The sequence below is a fragment of the Providencia sp. PROV272 genome (assembly GCF_049901975.1).
Classification (GTDB): Bacteria; Pseudomonadota; Gammaproteobacteria; order Enterobacterales; family Enterobacteriaceae; genus Providencia; species Providencia stuartii.
The window spans coordinates 3,915,970-3,937,869 of record NZ_CP096291.1; the positions used below are offsets into that span (position 1 = coordinate 3,915,970).

General features: G+C 42.1%; 14 protein-coding genes and 1 pseudogene. 4 read left to right on the forward strand and 11 right to left on the reverse strand.

The features are described 5' to 3' along the window. Window positions 1-45: 45 nt before the first annotated feature. From oxyR to argC, 6 genes and pseudogenes are all read right to left on the reverse strand, one after another. The gene (gene oxyR / locus M1E93_RS18255; RefSeq protein ID WP_014657264.1) at window positions 46-954 is read right to left on the reverse strand and encodes a DNA-binding transcriptional regulator OxyR; all 909 of its coding nucleotides are present in this window, start codon (window positions 952-954) and stop codon (window positions 46-48) included. A gap of 1,818 nt (window positions 955-2,772) precedes the next feature. Beyond that, window positions 2,773-3,578: pseudogene (locus tag M1E93_RS18260) on the reverse strand (IS5 family transposase). A gap of 605 nt (window positions 3,579-4,183) precedes the next feature. Next, window positions 4,184-5,560, reverse strand: coding sequence for an argininosuccinate lyase (argH, locus tag M1E93_RS18265; RefSeq protein WP_104873156.1), 1,377 nt, complete (start codon window positions 5,558-5,560; stop codon window positions 4,184-4,186). Between the two features lie 78 nt (window positions 5,561-5,638). Beyond that, window positions 5,639-6,859, reverse strand: coding sequence for an argininosuccinate synthase (locus M1E93_RS18270; RefSeq protein ID WP_004924564.1), 1,221 nt, complete (start codon window positions 6,857-6,859; stop codon window positions 5,639-5,641). 78 nt (window positions 6,860-6,937) lie between these two features. Continuing rightward, complete coding sequence (argB, locus tag M1E93_RS18275) at window positions 6,938-7,714, reverse strand: acetylglutamate kinase (RefSeq protein WP_004924569.1); 777 nt, start codon at window positions 7,712-7,714, stop codon at window positions 6,938-6,940. A gap of 30 nt (window positions 7,715-7,744) precedes the next feature. Beyond that, window positions 7,745-8,749 carry an N-acetyl-gamma-glutamyl-phosphate reductase gene (gene argC / locus M1E93_RS18280; protein WP_102781204.1) on the reverse strand — a complete coding sequence of 335 codons (1,005 nt, stop codon included), beginning with the start codon at window positions 8,747-8,749 and terminating at the stop codon, window positions 7,745-7,747. A 101-nt stretch (window positions 8,750-8,850) separates the two neighbouring features. On the opposite strand from argC, the gene argE reads away from it, so the two are divergent. Next, window positions 8,851-10,005: an acetylornithine deacetylase gene (gene argE, locus M1E93_RS18285; RefSeq protein ID WP_104873155.1), complete on the forward strand. Its 1,155-nt coding sequence runs from the start codon at window positions 8,851-8,853 to the stop codon at window positions 10,003-10,005. 228 nt (window positions 10,006-10,233) lie between these two features. Beyond that, window positions 10,234-11,118, forward strand: a complete 885-nt coding sequence (metF, locus tag M1E93_RS18290) for a methylenetetrahydrofolate reductase (protein ID WP_004924579.1) — start codon at window positions 10,234-10,236, stop codon at window positions 11,116-11,118. Between the two features lie 58 nt (window positions 11,119-11,176). On the opposite strand, the gene M1E93_RS18295 is transcribed toward metF, so the two are convergent. The 5 genes from M1E93_RS18295 to metB form a co-directional block, all read right to left on the reverse strand. Next, entirely contained in the window at window positions 11,177-12,295 is a 1,119-nt protein-coding gene (locus M1E93_RS18295; protein WP_104873154.1) for a TPM domain-containing protein, read from the reverse strand. Next, the gene (locus tag M1E93_RS18300) at window positions 12,292-12,885 is read right to left on the reverse strand and encodes a LemA family protein (RefSeq protein ID WP_004924584.1); all 594 of its coding nucleotides are present in this window, start codon (window positions 12,883-12,885) and stop codon (window positions 12,292-12,294) included. The genes M1E93_RS18295 and M1E93_RS18300 overlap by 4 nt, the downstream gene beginning before the upstream one ends. A 399-nt stretch (window positions 12,886-13,284) precedes the next feature. Beyond that, window positions 13,285-15,924 carry a phosphoenolpyruvate carboxylase gene (gene ppc, locus M1E93_RS18305; protein WP_004924587.1) on the reverse strand — a complete coding sequence of 880 codons (2,640 nt, stop codon included), beginning with the start codon at window positions 15,922-15,924 and terminating at the stop codon, window positions 13,285-13,287. 393 nt (window positions 15,925-16,317) lie between these two features. Beyond that, complete coding sequence (locus M1E93_RS18310) at window positions 16,318-18,759, reverse strand: bifunctional aspartate kinase/homoserine dehydrogenase II (RefSeq protein WP_042117148.1); 2,442 nt, start codon at window positions 18,757-18,759, stop codon at window positions 16,318-16,320. A gap of 11 nt (window positions 18,760-18,770) precedes the next feature. After that, complete coding sequence (gene metB, locus M1E93_RS18315) at window positions 18,771-19,931, reverse strand: cystathionine gamma-synthase (RefSeq protein WP_014657255.1); 1,161 nt, start codon at window positions 19,929-19,931, stop codon at window positions 18,771-18,773. A gap of 314 nt (window positions 19,932-20,245) precedes the next feature. Here metB and metJ point away from each other — a divergent pair, with 314 nt between their 5' ends. Together metJ and M1E93_RS18325 are read left to right on the forward strand one after the other, a co-directional pair. Beyond that, window positions 20,246-20,563: a met regulon transcriptional regulator MetJ gene (metJ, locus tag M1E93_RS18320; RefSeq protein ID WP_004924597.1), complete on the forward strand. Its 318-nt coding sequence runs from the start codon at window positions 20,246-20,248 to the stop codon at window positions 20,561-20,563. A gap of 175 nt (window positions 20,564-20,738) precedes the next feature. Then, on the forward strand, window positions 20,739-21,491 hold the full coding sequence (locus M1E93_RS18325) for a hypothetical protein (RefSeq protein ID WP_004924598.1): 753 nt from the start codon (window positions 20,739-20,741) through the stop codon (window positions 21,489-21,491). Window positions 21,492-21,900 lie beyond the last annotated feature (409 nt).

A 21,900-nucleotide genomic window follows, 5' to 3' on the forward strand; every position in this document is an offset into this window, starting at 1 on the left:
GCCGAACCTAATACGGCAATCACTTCTCTAGCCACACCCTACTTATTAGCGCGCTTTATTACTGTAATAGCTACTCATCAAATTATAAATAGCCTCAGCAAGCTGTTCATAGCGACCACGTAACGGTGAGCCTGGGCGATAAACTAATACTACTGTACGTTTCGGCTCTGGATGAATACAGTTCAGATAGCAAATACCATCACGGCAGGATTCATGAGGCACGGCCAAATCAGGCAATAATGTAATTCCACTTCCTGCTGCCACCATATTTCTCAGCGTTTCTAGGCTTGTTGCTCGGAAATGTGTATCTTCTTTAGCACCCGCTTGAAAACAAAAGCCCATCGCTTGGTCACGTAAGCAGTGGCCATCTTCCAACATTAATAATTTCTCGCCAGATAGCTCATTCATCTCGATAGTGTCACGCCCCTGCCATGAGTGACCTTCATAGATGGCGAGCTTCATTGGCTCTTCAAACAAGGGTACAACAATAAAAGGATCTGTTTCTTTCACTTGCGCCAAAATAGCACAATCTAATTTACCGCTATCCAACTGAGCCAACAGTTGCTGTGTCTGTTCTTCATGTAGGTAAATTTCAAGTTTAGGGAAGAGCTTGTGCAATTCAGGAATGATAAGGGGCAAAAGATAAGGCGCGATCGTTGGGATCAACCCTATATGTAAAGGGCCAGACATGCTTTCCCCCTGTAGAGCCGCCATTTCCTGTAAAACTTTAATTTCGCGTAAAATCGTCCTTGCTTGTTCAACAAGTAGCAATCCTTGTTGAGTAAATAAAACCTTGCGGCTAGTCCTTTCTAGTAACATAACCCCAAGTTCTTCTTCTAGCTTACGTATTTGGCCACTCAATGTTGGTTGACTCACATGACAAGAGTCTGCTGCACGACGAAAATGCTTATGCTCAGCTAATGCCACTAAATATTCCAGATCGCGAATGTTCATTTTGTCGCCCTTCTTAATATAAACTGCCAATCAGTATACCAGATATCTAATGCTTTTAACTATCAATTAGAATTGACATGTTCAATAATTCTTCATCATTTGCAACGTGACATTTTGTCTCGCTCACTCAATTTATATCAAAATGTAAATTTAAGTGACTAGTTATGAATTAAAAAAATAGGGATAAAATAATATAATCAATTGAAATAATTATTATTTTTTATATTTTGCATGAAATAAAATTTCACCCTAAATGCAAAAAATAGAAACAATTATTCATCATATAGCAACACATTATTTACATTATTGTTTTTGATTTAGTTACTCAGGCTACGCTCAAAAAAACACCACAGGTGATAAAATATCAAACTGAATTATTAAAAATAAATGAAATTTAACTCCACAAAAACATCATCAAAGTAATTATTTTCAATATTTTACGCCAATATTTTGCAACATATTATTAACCTAAAAGGACTTTAAATTTATCAAATAGAGCTATATTTATGTAAACAAGAAGGAGAAAAATAGAGACACAAAAGGAAAAGGAAGGTTGACGTTAATGGAATAGTGATTTTCTTGAATGCTGAACACCTGATGTGGGTATAGCTAAAGGAGAAACGCTATGAAAAGCATACAACGTACCTTGAGCCATCAACTAAACCCACTCACATTCATTTATCGAGTGAGTAGATTTCAAACGCCTTGCTCACGACAGAATTACTCGATAAACAACGCATTCATCGTTTTGGGCAACGATTATCTGCCCTAATGATATCTCTTAGTCACAAATAGAAAAGCAAACCAAGTTCGATGATTGATGCTATCACTTTCATGATGAGATACACCGCTATGCTAAGAACATGACATCATGCAAAACAAGATAGTGTAAGTATGCAGGCCAACACCGACACATAAACCGTTTAATACAAAAAAGTAGGCCAATTTCATTTTAGTCAGTCAATTTTTATCGAATAGGTATAACGCTATCGTTATATAAAGAAGCTTCATCTAAAAATTAAAAATAAAACAATTAATCGCAATATGCGTATTTCAATCTGTCACCGTTTGATTACAGTGAAAACAGAATAAATCGTAGATGGCGTAATTTAATAATTCACTTACTCGATGAAATATTTAGATACATTATGTTTATTTTTATCATTGTTTTATTAATTTCCATTAAAAAATAAATAAAAAATCATTGCAATTTACTTTATATTTCTAATTAAAAAGACAACCAAAATCGCCTCTACATCAACAGATAAAACCATCAAAAAGGAGACAAAAAGAAGCATATAAAGCCAAATACCTACAATGAGTCATTATACACAGAATTAAACTCTAATTATCTTAATTGGGAGGGAATGCGTACAATCAATATTATTAATCAATTTCAAATATATTTACTCACATTTGCTTTTTAAAATTAACACCCAAAGCAAACTTTAATCTATATAATTCGCTTCATCCAAACTTGTGGAAACAATATAAGCGAATTAAGTTACTTAAATATATATCGAGGACTAATACCATGATTAAGAATACAATCAAAACAGCGTTATCTTTTGCTCTGATCGCAACTGCTTTATTTACAACTAACGTTCAAGCAAAAACTAATAGCACAACAATTACATTTAAAGCAATGATTGTATATCCTCCTTGCAACTATTCTTTTAATAACAACAATGCTCAATTAAATTGTTATAATAGTGAAGAGAATAAAGTAAAAACATCAAGTTTTAATTATACAAAGCAATCACCATCTAGCGAATGGAAGAAAACTGAAGACAACCGCAGCATTTATCAATTTAGAACCTATCCCAATAGGATTTTATTCCAGACAATGATACCACAGACAAAATGCAGCATCGCCTCATAATTCTCGACCTTCTTCTCCCAACGAGTCAGGACACGACGGTAGCGATTCATCCAACTGTGTGTTCTCTCTACAACCCAGCGATGGGCCTTAAAATCCGTGTTTTTGATGGCTTCTGATTCATCCTTCCGTGACTGGATATGAGGTTCATAGCGACGACTTTTCAGATACGCTCCCAACCATTCCGCTTCATACCCTTTGTCCATGCACAACCGGAGCCCCTTGCCCGGTCTGCCCGTCTGGAGGGCATCGAGCGTATCCGCAACCAGCTTTATGTCGTGCGTATTTGCTCCAGCGACAACCAGTGCAAGCGGAAGCCCGTTCCCGTCAGTCATCAGACTGCGCTTTACGCCCCGTTTCCCTCGGTCTGTTGGGTTCTTGCCTGTTTTTTTGAGCCTGCCAGCGGTGATTTGGTCATACAACCATCCATCGACAGCCACGACCAGTCAATAGCGTCCAACTGTTCGCAAGCAAGCAACCCGTTTTGCCAGAAGCGTTCAAATACGCCAGCATCCCGCCACTCCTGAAATCGGCGATGAGCAGAGCTTGACGAGCATATACCGGTGGCATTTAGCGCATTCCACTGGCAACCCATCCTGAGTACGAAGAAAATGGCGTTCATTGCAGCGCGATTATCAACCCGCTTGCGGTGTGTACCCAGCGGGTGTTGAGTTCTATGCTCCGGGATGAGAGGAGCCATTTTCTCCCAGAGTTCATCACTGATTTGCCACTTGTTACCCACCATGCTTTGCCCTCATAAATTATCATTATGTATTATCTGACAATTCCTTTTGGGATAGATTCTTAATTGGACTAATAAAGAAAAAGGCTTAGCTATGGTTTCAGTTAAATACCTCTAATATAGTAAAAGGCAATCAAAAACAGTTAGTTATAAACCATAATTCAGCAATAGGTTTTAAGTATGAAAGCGTTACACTTAAATCTGAAAAGAGTCTTATTTGCTCATTAATGGTATTATTACTCGCCCTGCATTCAGCGTTGCTGATACAGGTTCAATAAAATAAGCATACATTAGAGTGACTGTTCTGACAGGCTCTATCCTGTACGAATGGCTCTTGAAATCGATAGTTAATATTTAATTGCTTAAATGACAAAGCAAATATGACCCAAGAAAGATGAGATCTTAAGGAACAATGAGATTCTAAAAATTGGGAAATAATTAACGATGGTCTAGGAGCTTATATTTATAACTGGATTGGCGAAAGGATACTGTTAGGCCTTTTAACAATTAACTATATTTAAGTATTAAACTTTTAATCGCATGTACGGGGTAGTTATCTACCCCGCCATTTTATCCCACTTTAAACACTATCTTGCAAATTCAATGAGTTAAATCCCTAAACGTGCTTTAGCCTCCGTAATTGCCTTAGCGACTTGTTCCTTTGAAACTCCGCCTTTTGCTAAACGCTTATCTAGACAAGATTGCAATGAGAGGATCTGATACACATCGAGTTGGATAGTATCACTGAATTTTTGCAAATCACTTAATGCCATCTCTTCCAATGCTTTCCCTTGGCTAATCGCAGCAACCACCGCCTCGCCGACAATATGGTGAGATTCACGGAAAGGAACGCCTTTAGCAACAAGGTAATCCGCCAGCTCAGTAGCATTGGCATAGCCTTGTTTTGCGGCTTCTTCACAACGATTTCGACGAATTTGAATACCATCAAGCACCAGAGCCGCCATATGGAGACAGTCTAACCAAGTATCAAGAGCGTCGAACAATCCTTCTTTGTCCTCTTGCATATCTTTATTGTAGGCTAGCGGTAATCCTTTTAAGGTCATCATCATTCCTGTTAATGCCCCTTGTACACGACCACACTTACCACGGATCAACTCAAGTGCATCAGGATTTTTCTTTTGTGGCATTAATGAAGAGCCTGAAGTGACTTTATCTGAAAGTTCAACAAACCCCGCCTCACCACTGTTAAAGAAAATAAGATCCTCTGCAAAACGGGATAAATGCACCATACCAATACTTGCATCGGATAATAATTCGAGAACATGATCCCTATCTGAAACTGTATCAAGGCTATTACGCGTTGCCGATGAGAAACCTAGCCACGATGCCAGTTGCTCACGGTCGATATCATAAGCAGTTCCCGCTAAAGCCCCACAACCTAGCGGACTAACATCTAAACGTTTTAATGTATCTTTTAGACGACTTTCATCACGCGCTAACATTTCACTATACGCTAAACACCAATGAGCAAAAGTCACTGGTTGTGCACGTTGCAAGTGGGTATAACCGGGCATGACCGCATCTTGGTTATTTTCCGCGGTGATCACTAACGCTTTTTGCAGTTCTACCACAGCTTCTAACAATAGCGCGACTTGATCTTTACACCATAATTTTAAATCGGTGGCAACTTGGTCGTTACGACTACGTCCAGTGTGCAGTTTTTTACCTAAATCACCTACTTTATCAATCAGTTTACCTTCAACCCAGCTATGAATATCCTCAGCATCGCTCTGTAAAATGCGCTCAGGATCATCTTGCACCTCTTTTAATAAGGCATTTAGCGCTTGCTCAAGAGATTGCTGCTCCGCCTCTGATAGCACCCCAACAGTGACCAACGCTTTTGACCATGCAACCGAACCAATAATGTCTTGCTGCGCTAAGCGATAATCGAAACGCAATGAATCATTAAATTGTTTAAACCGCTGATCGGCTTCTTGACTAAAACGTCCACCCCAAAGTGCCATAACTGATCCCTATCTGATTGATAAAATAAATGTGATACCCGACAGCAAATAGCTGTCGGGAAGTGTACATCAATAAAACTATTTCGCTTTGTTCTGCCCTTTTAGCGCACGAATACGCGACGAAAGAGAATACAAACGGATAAAGCCACCAGCATGGCTGTGATCATAAACTTCATCTTCACCAAATGTTGCGAACTCTTCAGAATATAAGCTGTTATCTGCTTTTTTCTGGATAGCAGTTACTTGGCCTTTATACAATTTCAGAACCACTTCACCAGTAACGTCTTGCGCTAAAGATTCTGCTGCTGCTTGCAGTGAATGACGCAAAGGCGCAAACCAACGACCATCATAAACCACGTAGGACATTTCTAAGCCTAGTTGCTCACGCCATTTAAAGCTGTCGCGATCGAGAACGAGTTGCTCAATGCCACGTAAAGCAGCCATCATGATGGTGCCTCCTGGGGTTTCGTAACAGCCACGAGACTTCATACCAACTAAACGGTTTTCAACAATATCAATACGGCCGACGCCATGTTTAGCACCGAGGACGTTTAAAGCTTCAAGACATCCCAGCGGAGATAATGTTTGGCCATTAACAGAAACCACTTCCCCTTGTTTCACACCGACAGTCACTAGCTCTGCTTCATCTGGTGCATCTTTCGGATCGACCGTCCAGACCCAGCAATCTTGGTTTGCCGCATTCCATGTGCTTTCTAATACGCCGCCTTCGGTAGAAATATGCCATGCGTTTTCATCACGACTATAAATTTTTTCTAAACTGGCTGTCGTTGGAATATGACGCTCTTTCAGGTAATCCAATAGGGCTTCACGCGAACGCAAATCCCACTCACGCCATGGCGCAACAACTTTTAGCTGTGGCGCAAGTGCGCTATAAGTGCTTTCAAAACGCACTTGGTCATTTCCTTTACCTGTTGCGCCATGCGCTACCGCGTCGGCACCAACTTTCAGAGCCAGTTCAACCTGTGCCTTAGCAATAATAGGACGTGCCATTGAAGTCCCTAACAGGTAGCTTCCCTCATAGAGCGCGCCAGTTTTCAATACTGGGTAGATATACTCTTTGACAAACTCTTCACGTAGATCGACCACATGGCATTCCGATGCACCTGATTGCAATGCTTTTTGCTCAACGCCAACGAGATCTTCTCTGTCTTGTCCTACATCGGCAACGAAAGCAACCACTTCGCAATCATCATAGTTTTCTTTTAACCATGGAATAATTGCCGATGTATCTAGACCACCTGAATATGCTAATACAATTTTTTTAATGCCCTTTTTCATAACTTACCTATCCCGATTCCGCTCAATTAAAAAGTTTTCATTCATTCTTGGTGGTCGCGCCAACCAAACGCATCCGCTTTAGGATGCTAAAATCCGTGTGCCAATAGCAGTACCGTTAAATAGAGCTGGTAGTTGCTCTGCATGACGCCAACTGGCGATATCGACAGGACGTTGCAATGTTTTGGCTGCCTCTAATGCGGCATTAACTTTTACGATCATGCCGTCCGTGATAATGCCTTGCTCAATTAACTTCTGTGCTTTTTCCGTTGTCATTTCATTAATTTTTTGACCCTTACCATCAAGGATGCCACTGACATCTGATAGCAATACGAGATCCGCATTTAACGCTTGTGCGATGGCTGTTGCGGCTTGGTCGGCATTAACATTCATCAATAACCCTTCTTCGGTCACGCCGATGGAACTAATGATTGGTAAATAGCCTGCACCGAGTAAAAGCTGTAATAATTTAGCGTCACCCGGCTTTGCATCGCCGACATGCCCAAGTTCGTCATTTAATTGAGTGACGACAGCACTTTGCCCATCCCCCAAAGATAACCCTACTGCTTGTAACTGATATTTCGTTGCCCACGCCAACAATGTTTTATTGGCGGTGCCAGCCAACGCGCCTGTGATAATGTCTATCTGATCAGCAGGCGTCACACGCAATCCTTGCTTTTTAACCACCGGTAGTTGCAGCTTTTGCATTAGCTCATCCACCAAGCAACCACCACCATGCACGATCACTAAAGGTCGTTGATGAGATTGACGATAGGTTTGTAATGCATTAAACAATCTTTCAAGCGCTTCTTCGCTATCGAGTAATACACCGCCCAATTTAATCACTAATGGTTGCATGGGGTTTATCCTTAAATAAGTTCGTTGGCACTAAAATAGTGATTGCGTTTCATTGAAACCGAAACGAATATTCATGCACTGCACAGCTTGCGCGGCAGCCCCTTTTAATAGGTTATCTTCTGTTCCGACTAAGATCAGGTGCTCACCTTTTAACACAAAGCCGATATCACAAAACGGTGTGCCTACCACTGATTTCAGGGCAGGAACACCTTTTTCATACAAACGGACTAATGGCTTATTTTGATAAGCATCTTTGAATACTTGACGAATTTGTTCGTCTGTCACTCCGCGATTCACTTTGCAGGTAATGGTGGCCAAAATACCGCGTGAAAAATTCCCCAAGTGCGGAGTAAAAATAACTTCACGACCTAAATGGGTTGCAATTTCGGGTTGATGGCGATGCGTGAAGATGCCATAGGGTTGTAAACTCACTTCACAAAAACTGTTAGTCATTGACGCCTTACGACCTGCCCCAGAAACACCACTCGTCGCATTAATCACTGGCCACATATGGTCATCGAGTAACTTGGCGTCGATCAGTGGTTTTAGTGCTAATTGAGAAACCGTTGGATAACACCCCGGCACGGCAATTAACTGTGCTTGACGAATTTTATCGGCTTGCCACTCAGCTAAACCGTAAACTGCTTGATTTAACCACTGACTGTTTGTATGTTCGAAACCATAATATTTCGGATAGAAAGCGGCATCTTGAACACGATAAGCCCCAGACAGATCAAATACGACACACCCTGCTTCTAGGAACTGAGGCGCAATGTCATGGCTAACTTCGTGAGCGGTTGCAAGAAAGACAACATCAATACCTTGTGCCGCGGCTGCAACATCGGTTAATGGCAACACGGGCATATCGATAATGCCTTTATACTGGGGATGCAACTCAGAGAAGCACTTACCTGCATCAGCACTTTGCGCTGAAACCATCAATCCCTGAAGGTTTATTTCAGGATGACGCTGCAGATAGGCTGCCAATTCCGCTCCAGTATAACCACTGGCCCCGATAATGAGTGTGTTCAACATAGATTTCTACCTTGTGCTCGTGACCCAAACAGTTTAATGTGTATTTTTATTCAAATAAAGTGCATGAATATTGATACTATTATGGATAAAGGCTGTCAACAGTGAATATTAAATTACCTGCATTTATTGAGATTTATCGCCAATTAATTGCCACTCCTTCTATCAGTGCTACTGATGCGCAACTCGATCAGAGTAATAAAGCCTTAGTAGAATTACTGGGTGGATGGCTGGAAACCCTCGGATTTACGGTCAATATTCAACCTGTACCGGATACCCGTGATAAATACAACCTACTTGCCTCAATAGGGGAAGGAAATGGCGGCCTAATGCTGTGTGGGCATACCGATACAGTTCCTTTTGATGAAGGGCGTTGGAGTAAAAACCCTTTTGCGCTATCAGAGCATGACGGCAAGTTATACGGTCTCGGCACTGCCGACATGAAAGGTTTTTTCGCTTTCATTGTCGATGCCTTACGTGATATTGATACCCGTAAATTAACTCGCCCATTGCATATACTTGCAACCGCAGATGAAGAAACCTCAATGGCAGGCGCGCGTTACTTTGCAGCCAGTACACAACTTCGTCCTGATTTTGCCATTATTGGGGAGCCGACCTCATTACAACCGATACGTGCGCACAAAGGGCATATTTCGAATGCCATCCGTATTACGGGGCAATCAGGTCATTCAAGCGACCCAGAAAGAGGCGTGAATGCTATCGAATTAATGCATGAGTCTATTTCACATCTGATGACGCTACGTAATACATTAAAAGAGCGTTATAACAATCCTGCTTTTGTGATCCCTTACCCGACGATGAATTTTGGTCATATTCATGGGGGTGATGCGGCTAACCGTATTTGTGGATGCTGTGAATTACATATGGATATTCGTCCATTGCCGGGGCTGACCTTGCAAGATTTGGATGAGCTATTAAATGAGACGTTGGAGCCTGTAAAAGCAAGATGGCCAGGACGCTTAACAATTGAGTCTCTCCATCCCCCTATTCCTGGGTATGAGTGCCCAACGGATCATAAAATGGTGGCTGTGATTGAACAGTTACTGGGTCAGAAAGCTGAGACGGTCAACTATTGCACTGAAGCGCCGTTTATTCAGGCGCTATGTCCGACACTTGTGCTCGGCCCTGGCTCGATTGAGCAAGCGCATCAACCTGATGAGTTTATCGATATGAAATTTATTGAACCGACTCGCCAACTGCTCAGCCAACTGATCGAACATTTCTGCCTGACTGAATAAAAATGTGTTGCGCGCAATAACTTCGGGTTATTGCGCCATTTGTTAACATGAATTTTTTTCCAGTTACGACTGAAAAACCCTCACAACACTATTTCATTTAAGTGTTGACTCTGCATGAATATCCGGTAATCTTTGTTTAGACGTCTAAACGTATAGACACTTAAATGGATATAATAAACTATCGATACCATAATGGTTTCGCTATATACAAAGTCATGAGGTCAGGGTATGAGTTTCTTTCACGCAAATCAGCGCGAAGCGCTAAATCAAAATTTAGCTGAATTAGATGGACAAATTAATGTCTCTTTTGAATTTTTTCCGCCGCGCACTGAAGAGATGGAACAGACCCTTTGGAAATCTATTGATAGGTTGAAAAACCTCAAACCAAAATTTGTCTCTGTTACTTATGGCGCAAACTCAGGTGAGCGTGATAGAACCCATAGCATTATTAAAGATATCAAAGAAAAAACAGGGTTAATCGCTGCGCCTCATTTAACCTGTATCGATGCAACACGCGATGAACTCAGAGAAATAGCACGTGATTATTGGAACAGCGGTATCCGCCAAATTGTTGCATTACGCGGTGATCTCCCCGATAACAGCCGTAAGCCAGATATGTATGCAGCCGATCTCGTTGAGCTGCTCAAAGCAGAGGCAGATTTTGATATCTCCGTAGCGGCTTATCCCGAAGTGCACCCTGAGGCCAAAAGTGCACAGGCTGACTTAATTAGTTTGAAAAAGAAAATTGATGCAGGAGCCAACCGTGCGATTACGCAATTTTTCTTTGATGTAGAAAGTTATTTGCGTTTTCGTGACCGCTGCGTCGCAACAGGTATTGATGTTGAAATTGTCCCCGGTATTTTACCTGTTTCAAATTTCCGCCAACTTGAGCGGTTTGCCAAACTAACCAATGTACGAATTCCATCATGGATGAGTAGAATGTACGAAGGCCTTGATAATGACCCTGAAAGCCGTAATTTGGTGGGTGCTTCAATCGCCATGGATATGGTGAAAATTTTAAGCCGTGAAGGGGTGAAAGATTTTCACTTCTACACCTTAAACCGTTCTGAACTCACATATGCGATTTGCCACACGCTTGGTGTAAGGCCATAGCCTCTATCTCCAAATAGTATGAAGGCCGCACTTTGCGACCTTCATACATCTTGTTTTATTACCAACTCCCTGACGCACCGCCACCGCCACTGGATCCACCACCACCTCCGCTGGAGCTATCACTTGATGAACTCGATGAACTCGATGAACTCGATGAACTCGATGAACTCGAAAAGTCTGATGAGCTAAAAGAAGAGGGTAAATAATAGTAACGGCAAATATCATGCCATTCCCGTCGTTGTTGTCGGTAAGTAGGCGAAATGGTATGGATCACAAGAAACAGTATTGGAGTAGCAAACATGCTCCCTACCACAAAAAATAGCGCCACAAACAGGAATAAAATAGGGCTAAAGTCTCCTTCTAGCCATATCGCCAATAACATGAGTGCTAAATAATAGAGTATCGTCATCAACAAGGTACTAAATAACGAAGGAAAGTAGTATTTATATTGATAATACTTTTTCAGCTTGGCTAACTGTTTCTGTTTCTTTGCCCGTTTGGATTTACTCGCATACTCTATGCTATAAATTTCTTTTTCAAGATATAGCCGACGCTTTTTAGTACCATAAAATAACATCGTAAAATAAGCTGCGATAAATGATATAAAATAGAAAAGCTTATAATGTTCTACACTCTTTGGTAGCACAATTCCATTATGCACTTCCCCCATTTGATAGTCTGGTGCCTCATTCATCACATTAATCGCACGAGATACGCCATTTTGGATCCCAGCGTAATACTGGTTGTCTTTAAAATCAGGTATCATACTTTGACGAATGATACGCCCAGCAATCGCATCGGTCATGACCCCTTCATAACCATACCCAACTTCAAAGCGCATATTGCGATCGTCTATCGATACAACCAGCAATACACCATTATTTTTGCCTTTTTGGCCTAACCCCCAACGATTAAACGCGCGTAATGAAAATTGTTCTATTGTTTCATTACCTGTAGTTGGAACAATATAAACAACAAATTGTGTGCCATCACCACGCTGCTTTTCAAAATTTAATAACTGGCTATTTAAAGTGTGGTATTGCGACTCACTTAATAGGCCTGCACGGTCGAGCACCCTATCACTACCCAATGCAGGGAGTTGGATTCGCTGCGTAGCCCAGCTTCCACTGCTAAATACACAGAACAATAATAGCCAGATCACATGCCGATATTTCAATTAAAATCCACCGTAGGTACTGTTTTTATCGCCTGTTCGTTATCTGCTTTAAAATTCGCTTTTGCAGAATACCCAAAATAACTTGCAATCAAGTTGCTAGGAAACTTTCTGATTTGTGTATTGTATTGACGAACGGCTTCAATATAACGACCCCTTGCAACGGTAATACGATTTTCAGCGCCTTCCAGTTGCGTCATTAAATCTTGATATAATGGGCTGGCTTTAAGATCAGGATAACTTTCCGATATGGCTAATAAACGGGATAATGATTGCCCTAATTGTGCTTGTGCTTTTTGATACTCCGCTAAAATAGCCGGATCTGATAATGCACTTGCATCCACTTTAATTTGCCCCACTTCCGTCCTTAATTTCACAACTTCCATGAGAACTTTATTTTCATAACCAGAGTAACCTTTTACCGTATTGACTAAATTCGGAATAAGATCAGCACGACGTTGATATTGGTTAATCACTTCGGATGCGGCAGCGTCAACAACCTCATCATTTTGCTGAATACTATTGTAGTTGGTAACGACAATGACCGAAATAATAATGATAAGAGCTAAAATGGAGATAATCAGTTTACGCATTGTGATGACACTCTATCCTTCGTATATCCATTGTTGAGCACAACAGAAATAAATTGAATCTGACCTACATTCATCATTCCATTAATTCATCGATAGAAAGTGAATAGTTTGATATATGAGCGAGCTAGCTCTATTTAGTACAGAACTAATCCCTATTTTAGCAACTTAACATAAATATTGGTAAAATTCTTGCCGCCGATTTAAATAAGATAAGCGATATCACGCGGTAAAACGAAATACAGAAAAATGTGTCGGACGCTGTCAATTATTCGTCAATAGATAAATAAAAAAGAAGGCCCCATTTCAACTTGGCAGCCTTCTTACTGTTGTCGTGCGTGATGTGATATTGCACATTTTATCGGCCAAACCAGCGAATTGATCTGGCCAAAATATTATCTTCTAGCCGGTATTACGCATCCCCGCTGCAACACCTGCAATCGTCACCATCAACGCTTGCTCAACGCGAGGATCCGGATGCTCTTGCTGGCGAGAACGGTGTAGTAGCTCGGCCTGTAAAACGTTTAACGGGTCCGTATAAACATTACGTAAAGCAATTGACTCCGCAATCCAAGGTAAGTCTGCCATTAAGGCTTCATCTTTGGACACCGCCAGCACACTCTTAATATCTTCAGAGAGCTGCTCACGTAATTTCACACCCAGAGGCCAAAGGCGCTCCTCCACTAAACGGTGATCATAATATTCAGCCAGCCACAAGTCAGCCTTCGCATAAACCATTTCCAGCATGGCGATACGGGTATTAAAGAACGGCCATTGTTGCCACATTTCATCTAATATGGCTTGTTTGCCTTCTTTCTCAATCACATATTTTAACGCTGCTCCCGCCCCTAACCAAGCAGGCAACATGAGGCGATTTTGTGTCCATGCAAAAATCCATGGGATCGCACGTAATGTCTCAACGCCCCCCGTTGGACGGCGTTTTGCCGGACGAGACCCCAACGGCAACTTGCCTAATTCTAGCTCTGGTGTTGCAGCGCGGAAGTAAGGTACAAAATCAGGCTGCTCACGAACATAATCACGGTACATCGCACAAGAAACGTCAGAGAGGGTATCCATCACTGATTTCCACTCTTGTTTTGGCTCCGGTGGCGGCAGTAAATTAGCTTCTAAAATCGCGCTTGCATACAGCGCAAGGCTGCTAATCGCCACTTGTGGTAGACCAAACTTAAAGCGGATCATTTCACCTTGTTCAGTCACTCGTAATCCCCCTTTCAGGCTGCCCGGCGGTTGTGACAAGAGTGCTGAATGAGCGGGCGCACCACCACGGCCAATAGTGCCTCCACGTCCATGGAACAAGGTTAAAGTGACCCCTTCTTTGTCGCACAACTTAATCAGCGCATCTTGTGCACGATATTGCGCCCATGATGCCGCCATCACCCCAGCATCTTTTGCCGAATCAGAGTAGCCAATCATGACCATTTGGCGGTCATCAATCAGCTCACGATACCACTCAATGCTCAAGAGTTTTTGCATAACACTTTCAGCATTATTCAAATCTTCAAGTGTTTCAAACAGAGGTGCGACAGGCAGGCGAACGGATGCCCCCGCCTCTTTGAGGAGCAATTTAACGGCCAGAACATCGGAAGGAACTTTCGCCATCGAAATGACGTAAGCTGCGATGGAGTCATTTTTCGATTCTGCGATCACGCGGCAAGTTTCAAATACTTCTGCCGTTTCAGGGCTTGGTTGCCAATGACGAGGGATCAACGGCCGACGAGATTGTAATTCAGACAGTAAAAAGGCTTGTTTTTCCTCTTCACTCCAAGCTGCATAATCCCCTAACCCAAGATATTGCGTTAATTCAGCAAGCGCTTCTGTATGGCGAGTACTTTCTTGGCGAACGTCAATGCGAACGAGTTGCAAGCCAAAACTCCGTATACGACGTAACGTATCGAGTAACTGCCCATTAGCAATAATGCTCATACCACAGGCCATTAACGATTGATAACAGGCATATAGTGGATCCCACAATTGGGCATTGTCGGTCAGTAAATCGGCTGGTGGTAGTGCTTGTTCGCCTTTTACCTTGCGTTCTAAATACTCTAATGTGGAAAAGAGTTGGCTACGCAAATTTTTTGCAATTTGCCGGTAAGGTTCATCTACCTCATCTCCCCCAGCGAGCGCCCGTAACTCAGGAGTCGCTTCGGTCATGGACAGTTCAGAAACCAACACTTGGATATCTTTTAAAAAGAGATCTGCGGCTTTCCAGCGGCTAAGTAGTAATACATGGCGAGTCACTTCCGCAGTCACATTCGGGTTACCGTCGCGGTCTCCCCCCATCCAAGAAGTAAAACGAATTGGGTTTGCTTCGACAGGCAGTTCAGCACCAATTGAGTCTTCTAATTGCTCATTAAATTCACGTAGGAAAGCCGGAACCGCTTCCCAAAGTGAGTTTTCAACTACGGCAAAACCCCATTTGGCTTCATCAATTGGCGTTGGACGTATTTTACGGATTTCGTCAGTGTGCCACGACTGAGCGACCAACTGGCGTAAACGACGCATGATATTGTTGCGTTCGTAATCAGCCAGATCATCATGATCGAGTTGTGATAAGCAGGTATTCACTTCAACCAATTTATGGATCAAGGTGCGGCGTGCGATTTCAGTAGGATGGGCCGTTAGCACCAATTCGATCGACAGTTGGTTAACCGCTTGACGAAGATCACTATCGGTAAAGTTTTTCTCTTTTAAACGACTAAACAGCTTTTTAAGTGCCACAGGGTTACTCGCTGCTTCACCATGTGGCGAAATGCTATGATATTGTTCGGCAACGTTTGTCAGGTTCAAAAATTGGTTAAATGCTCTTGCAACCGGTAATAGTTCATCATTAGATAGGTTTTGCAGTGTCATCAACAGCTTTTGGCGTTGTACTTCATTGCCTGCACGCGATGATTTTGACAACTTACGAATTGATTCGACTTTATCGAGGATATCCTCACCTAATGCTTCCTTGATTGTGTCGCCAAGTAGCTTACCCAGCATACTGACATTACTGCGCATTGCGGAATATTGCTGATTCATGAGACTCCTGACCTTGTGCTTTTGGCAGAATGCTACCCCGACCTAAGTTTGCTGACGGTTAACAAACTGCGACCTAATTTCCTGTAATTAAATTTCAACCAACTGCGATAGAATTATTGTTTTGTGATGCAATCGCCAAATTTTACCCTTGCCTCTATATAGATATCAGAAAAAAAGCGCTTTGGGGGATTTTTCTGAAATTTAATTACACCCTCATTCTTATTAGTTTTTCTTATTTAAGTCTTGTTTTAGCGCAATATATTGTCGATTCAGCACTTTTAAGACATGAATCTTGCTTAAGATTTAAATCATCAGAACAAAAAGGCAAAAAATAAAGAGGAAAAAATTAAGCGGTAGATAGGCACCGTCGCCGATGCCTATCTTTAAACGAAATTAAAGTAGTTGTGAAAGGCGATTAAGGTCGGATTGGATCGCCCCCGCGGTAACATCACGACCAGCGCCGGGCCCCCGTATGACTAATGGATTATCACGATACCAACGACTTTCAATAGCAAACACATTATCACCCGGCAGCAGCGATGACAGTGGATGATCAGGCTTAACTGCCTCTACACCAACCCGAGCACGCCCTTTTACCGCATCAAACCGTGCAACATAACGCAACACCATTCCCATTTCTTGAGCCGCTTCTAAACGTTGCTGCATCTGCTCATTGATAACTGCACTATTTTCAAAGAACTCATCCAAAGAGCCAGACTCTGCTTGGGCAGGTACTAATGATTCAACACGCACATCACTCGGCTCAATTTCATAACCTGCTTCACGCGCTAAGATGATCAATTTACGCATCACATCTTGCCCTGAAAGGTCAATGCGGGGATCTGGCTCCGTCAAACCTTGCTGCCATGCTTGTTCCACTAATTCACTAAACGGCACTGAGCCATCGAATTGTAAAAACAGCCACGATAACGTCCCTGAGAAAATACCACTTATCGCTAAGATGGCATCACCACTCTCTTTCAGGTCACGTACCGTATAGTTAATAGGTAACCCAGCCCCAACTGTCGCGTTATATAACCAATGGCGGCCAGTTTTCGTAAAAGCATCACGTATTTGACGATATTGTTGGGTCTGTGCGGCTCCCGCAATTTTGTTCGCACTGATGACATGGAACCCATAGCTGGCAAAATCCACATAGCTTTCAGCAAGAGATTCGCTCGCGGTCACATCAAGCACGACTAGATCATCATATGGATGGGCGCGCATCCATAAAAATAGATTATCATCTTCATGCTCGACAGCTTCATCATCAAAGAAAGCGAGTGCTCGGCTTGGATCAATGCCTTGATAATTCAGTAAACTACGGCGGCTATCGACTACCCCTGCTAGGACAAAATCAAAATCACTGCGTGCCGAGATATTTGGTTGCTCGGCAGCAAAAAGCTCCAACCAACGCGCACCAATATTGCCCTTCCCAAACAAGACTAAGCCAATGCGTTTTTCAGCACGGAAGAGGCTTTGGTGCATACCTTGAATTAAAGGGTCGGTCTGGTTTGAACGCAATACTGCGACGAGGCTGATCCCCTCTTCTGAGTGCCAAACAAACTCGACAGGTTGATCTTTTAACTCCTCATAGAAACGATGGCTATGCAGTGGGTTCTTGCACACCCCAGCCCCCACCAATGCAACTAATGAAAAACCTTCACGAAGTGATAAGGTGCCCGGTAACCCAGCTTCTTCTAAAACATTCAGTGCACTTTCAACCACTTCAGAGGTATAGCAGAACTGTAATAAGTTTCTATCTGAGTGGATGCCATGAGCCAGTGGCCGTAACTGAGTACGTTTTAATAATAAGTCGATATCTTTATATATCTGATTAAAATCGCGCCCCTGTGCCAGCCTTAACTCAATTAGGCAAACATCATCATGGCTAGTGACTATTTTAGCACCTGTTCCTGAAGCCAAAACACGCTCAATCTTTGTCGAACCCTGCTCAGGCTGATAGCTACATCTTAACTGTAGATCGATATTACTGACGGAAACGGGTTGCAACGTGCGAGTGTGCAGCACCGGCGCAGCAAGACGAGCCAACTCACTTGCCTCATCCAGCCGCAACAATGGCAGTAAACATGCGTCTTTGATTTTACGAGGATCCGCACTGTAAACCCCCGCCACATCACTCCAAATGGTGACTTTCTCGACCCCTGCTAATGCGCCGACTTGTGTTGCAGAGTAATCGCTCCCATTACGCCCTAGTAGAACAGTCTCTCCCGCATGGTTACGAGAAATAAACCCTGTAACAACAAGGCGATGCTGAGGATATTGCACTAAAATCTGTTGTAATAAATGGCGTGATTGCGATTCATCGACCTGAGGCTGAGCCGCTCTTTCTGCACGTAAAAACATACGTGCATCAAGCCAAGCACTTTGCATACCCGCCTCTTCTAATACTGCCGACATGAGACGAGCAGACCAAATTTCACCATGACCGACCACTTCAGCGTAAGAAGCATCATTAATAGGTTTATCTAACAAAGCGCTTAAGCGTTCGAGATCTTCAACAAACTGGCGATTTAATTGTTCTGCTTTTTCTTCAGGCAATAGCCCATGGATCAATTCTTGCTGATAGCGACGTAAATATTGTTGAACTTGATGAGCCGAAATGCGATCACTTTGACTCAATTTCAACCAATTAATAAGCTGATTTGTTGTACTTCCAGCGGCGGACACGACCATTAAGTCACCAGATTGGCTATAATTCGCCATAATGTTGGCAACTCGCTGATAACATTTTACATCGGCTAAACTACTACCCCCAAACTTATGTAACTGGCGATGGCATGGCCCCGCCTCGACTGCTGTCAGTACACTCATCAAATACTCCACTAACGTTGTGCTGCTATCCTAAATGCATTGTCTAAATCTGCAATGAGATCTTGGCTATCTTCGATGCCCACAGAAATGCGCAATAAACTATCTGTGATCCCTGCTGCCGCCCGAGCCTCCGCCGACATACCTGCATGTGTCATGGTGGCAGTATGCGAAATAAGCGTTTCAACACCACCTAATGACTCAGCAAGTGTAAATAATGACAGTGTACTCAAAAACCGACGTAACTGTTGTTCATCGCCATTAAATTCAAAACTCAACATCGCCCCAAAACCTTTTTGCTGTTTCACAGCAAGATCATGGCCGATATGATCTGCTAACCCAGGATAATATAACTTTTTCACCAACGGTTGGGCTTTAAGATAATTGACGATTTCTTGGGCGTTCGCCTGCTGCTGCTTAATTCTGGGTGACAGCGTTCTCATTCCTCTTAACAACAGATAACTATCAAATGCCCCACCAGTGACGCCAATATTATTCGCCCACCATGCTAATTCTATGGCCCATTTTTCCTCTTTGGCAATCACTGCCCCCGCAATAATATCTGAATGACCATTAAGATATTTTGTACAAGAATGCACCACAAAATCGGCACCTAACGCGATAGGTTGTTGTAAGACAGGGCTTAAAAACGTGTTATCTACAACAACAAACGCCCCTGCATCATGCGCTAATCGTGCAATCTGCTCAATATCATAAATACTTAATAGTGGGTTACTTGGTGTTTCAATTAAGACTAACTTCGGCTTTTTCGCTAACGCCGCAAGAAGCTCTGATCGGTTATTTTGATTAATAAACTGAACCTGATAGGCTCCCCGTTGGTGCTGGCTATTAAATAAACGATAGCTCCCCCCATAACAATCATGTGGGGCTACCAAGAGATCACCCGGTTGCAGAAAAACAGTGCATAAAAGATGTAATGCCGACATTCCGCTGTTGGTCATTACCGCACCGCTGCCGCCTTCAAGTTGTGCAAGTGTCCTTTGCACAATATCGCGCCCAGGATTACCTCTACGCGAATAGTCATGAACTCGAGGCTCATTAAAGCCGGTAAAATTATAAGTACTCGATAGGTAAATAGGGGGCACGACGCAGCCAAACTGCGAGTCTTCATTTAATCCATTGTGAATAGCGATAGTCGACGGTTTGAGGGCCATAAACGCTTCTCCTGATTGACGGTGAGTCAAATAATACCCACTGGATGTTTGGACGTCAATATATCTAGACGTCTAAACCTCTTTACGTTTATATCAAGTAATGGAATAATCATCCCTAATGATTATGCGTAAATTGATTGTAATTTGCGCAATGTAAATTAACGCATTAATTTAAAACAGAAATTATGATAATTTATGTGATGCGTATACTAACTTATATGTCGGTTTGAGATCTGAGATTATTCATATTTGTTCTTTGAAAGATGACGGGCATATTATTTTTTTATTATTGATGAAACTAACCAAGGTAACTCATGGCTGAATGGAACGGTGAATATATCAGTCCGTATGCTGAGCATGGCAAAAAAAGTGAGCAAGTTAAAAAAATTACAGTCTCTATCCCATTAAAAGTGCTGAAAATTTTAACTGATGAGCGCACTCGTAGACAAATCAATAACTTGCGTCATGCAACGAACAGTGAATTACTGTGTGAAGCTTTCTTGCATGCCTTCACTGGACAGCCGCTGCCAAATGATGAAGATTTGCGTAAAGAGCGCAGTGATGAAATTCCTGAGGCTGCAAAAGAGATTATGCGTGAATTAGGTATTGACCCAGAAACTTGGGAATACTAAACGCTATCCCCTTATCTTATTCGTCTTAATTGGCGAAGAGTGATCAATCACTAAGATAAGGGGAATTATTCCTATTTATTTCTATTTCAGACTTTCCTTCAAGCTTTATTTTTTGTGCTTATTTACACTTTACGTGCTTCTTCCATAGAAAATAAAATACGTAAGGATTAAAGTCATGAGCTCCTATTTTCAAGCTACTGCGACGTTATTCGGTGCCGCTTTGTTGGTCACTACTGGCTGCTCTTCTTATCCACGACAAGTGGTAGACTCTCGCTCAGATGTGGCATATGAAGCACAATCTACATCCAGTGCAAAAACATTGGGTACACAATGGGGTGAAGATATCCGCTCTTCCGTCCAAGGTGTGACAGCCACTCGCATGACGAATCAACCCTATGATACTGTCACTATTTATTATCAAGGTGAACGCGTACCAAATCATGCTTACACCCAACCTTATATCAAGGTATTTCCTCTCTCTGTCGCAGTAATCAATGAGTATGGGCAACCAATGCCAATTTACCGCAATTCCCAAGGGCAATATAAACTGCCAGCCACTGAGGGTATGCGCTATACATTGCGGATCCTAAATAGCGATAGAAATAAAACTTATGAGGTAGTGACAACGGTCGACGGCCTTGATGTCCTCAATGGGCAAGCAGGTTCTTACCAAAATAATGGTTATTTAATTCGACCAGGCAAAAAACTGACCATTGAAGGTTTTCGCAAGAATAACAACCAAGTTGCCGCATTTCGTTTTGCAGCGCCTGAATCATCCTACGTGAATCAAAACGTACAAGGCGATGAACGAAATATTGGCGTTATCGGTATCGCTTTTTTTGAAGTGCGCGAAACCTTACCATTATGTGACGCTAATCCGTTCCCTGCGGATACACAATATGCACCGGCACCTTGCCGCAAATATTAATAGCTATATAGGACAATTAGCGTATTAACCAATACGCTAATATTGGTGTAATATAGATTACTCATAATCTCCAAATTAAAATTAATTGTTCCTCATTAAAAACAAAAAAAATGACTTTGTTAGATTAAAATTCAAAGTCACAAGCGATAAGTATCATTATTACTGATTTAATATTTTTCTTATTTACATTTCTATTATATAAAAAATACGCTTTTCTTTAGAAAAAAAATATTTATATTGAGCACTATTCTTTCATAGACATCCTAAAACACAATATTCAACACCCTGATTCAGCTTATTATTTTGATTTAAACCCAAACTCAACATTAAACGTTTTGTTTATTTTTCATTCTATTATAATGAGCTAATAATTGTCGAGGTAATATTAGAACATTTACTTAACAAGTAA

Coding starts and splice junctions, on each gene's coding strand:
- metB (WP_014657255.1), bottom strand. CDS start 19,931: ATGGCCCTCAAACCGTCGACTATCGCTATTCACAATGGATTAAATGAA.
- metF (WP_004924579.1), top strand. CDS start 10,234: ATGAGTTTCTTTCACGCAAATCAGCGCGAAGCGCTAAATCAAAATTTA.
- M1E93_RS18300 (WP_004924584.1), bottom strand. CDS start 12,885: ATGCGTAAACTGATTATCTCCATTTTAGCTCTTATCATTATTATTTCG.
- M1E93_RS18310 (WP_042117148.1), bottom strand. CDS start 18,759: ATGAGTGTACTGACAGCAGTCGAGGCGGGGCCATGCCATCGCCAGTTA.
- M1E93_RS18325 (WP_004924598.1), top strand. CDS start 20,739: ATGAGCTCCTATTTTCAAGCTACTGCGACGTTATTCGGTGCCGCTTTG.
- oxyR (WP_014657264.1), bottom strand. CDS start 954: ATGAACATTCGCGATCTGGAATATTTAGTGGCATTAGCTGAGCATAAG.
- metJ (WP_004924597.1), top strand. CDS start 20,246: ATGGCTGAATGGAACGGTGAATATATCAGTCCGTATGCTGAGCATGGC.
- M1E93_RS18270 (WP_004924564.1), bottom strand. CDS start 6,859: ATGAAAAAGGGCATTAAAAAAATTGTATTAGCATATTCAGGTGGTCTA.
- argB (WP_004924569.1), bottom strand. CDS start 7,714: ATGCAACCATTAGTGATTAAATTGGGCGGTGTATTACTCGATAGCGAA.
- argC (WP_102781204.1), bottom strand. CDS start 8,749: ATGTTGAACACACTCATTATCGGGGCCAGTGGTTATACTGGAGCGGAA.
- ppc (WP_004924587.1), bottom strand. CDS start 15,924: ATGAATCAGCAATATTCCGCAATGCGCAGTAATGTCAGTATGCTGGGT.
- argH (WP_104873156.1), bottom strand. CDS start 5,560: ATGGCACTTTGGGGTGGACGTTTTAGTCAAGAAGCCGATCAGCGGTTT.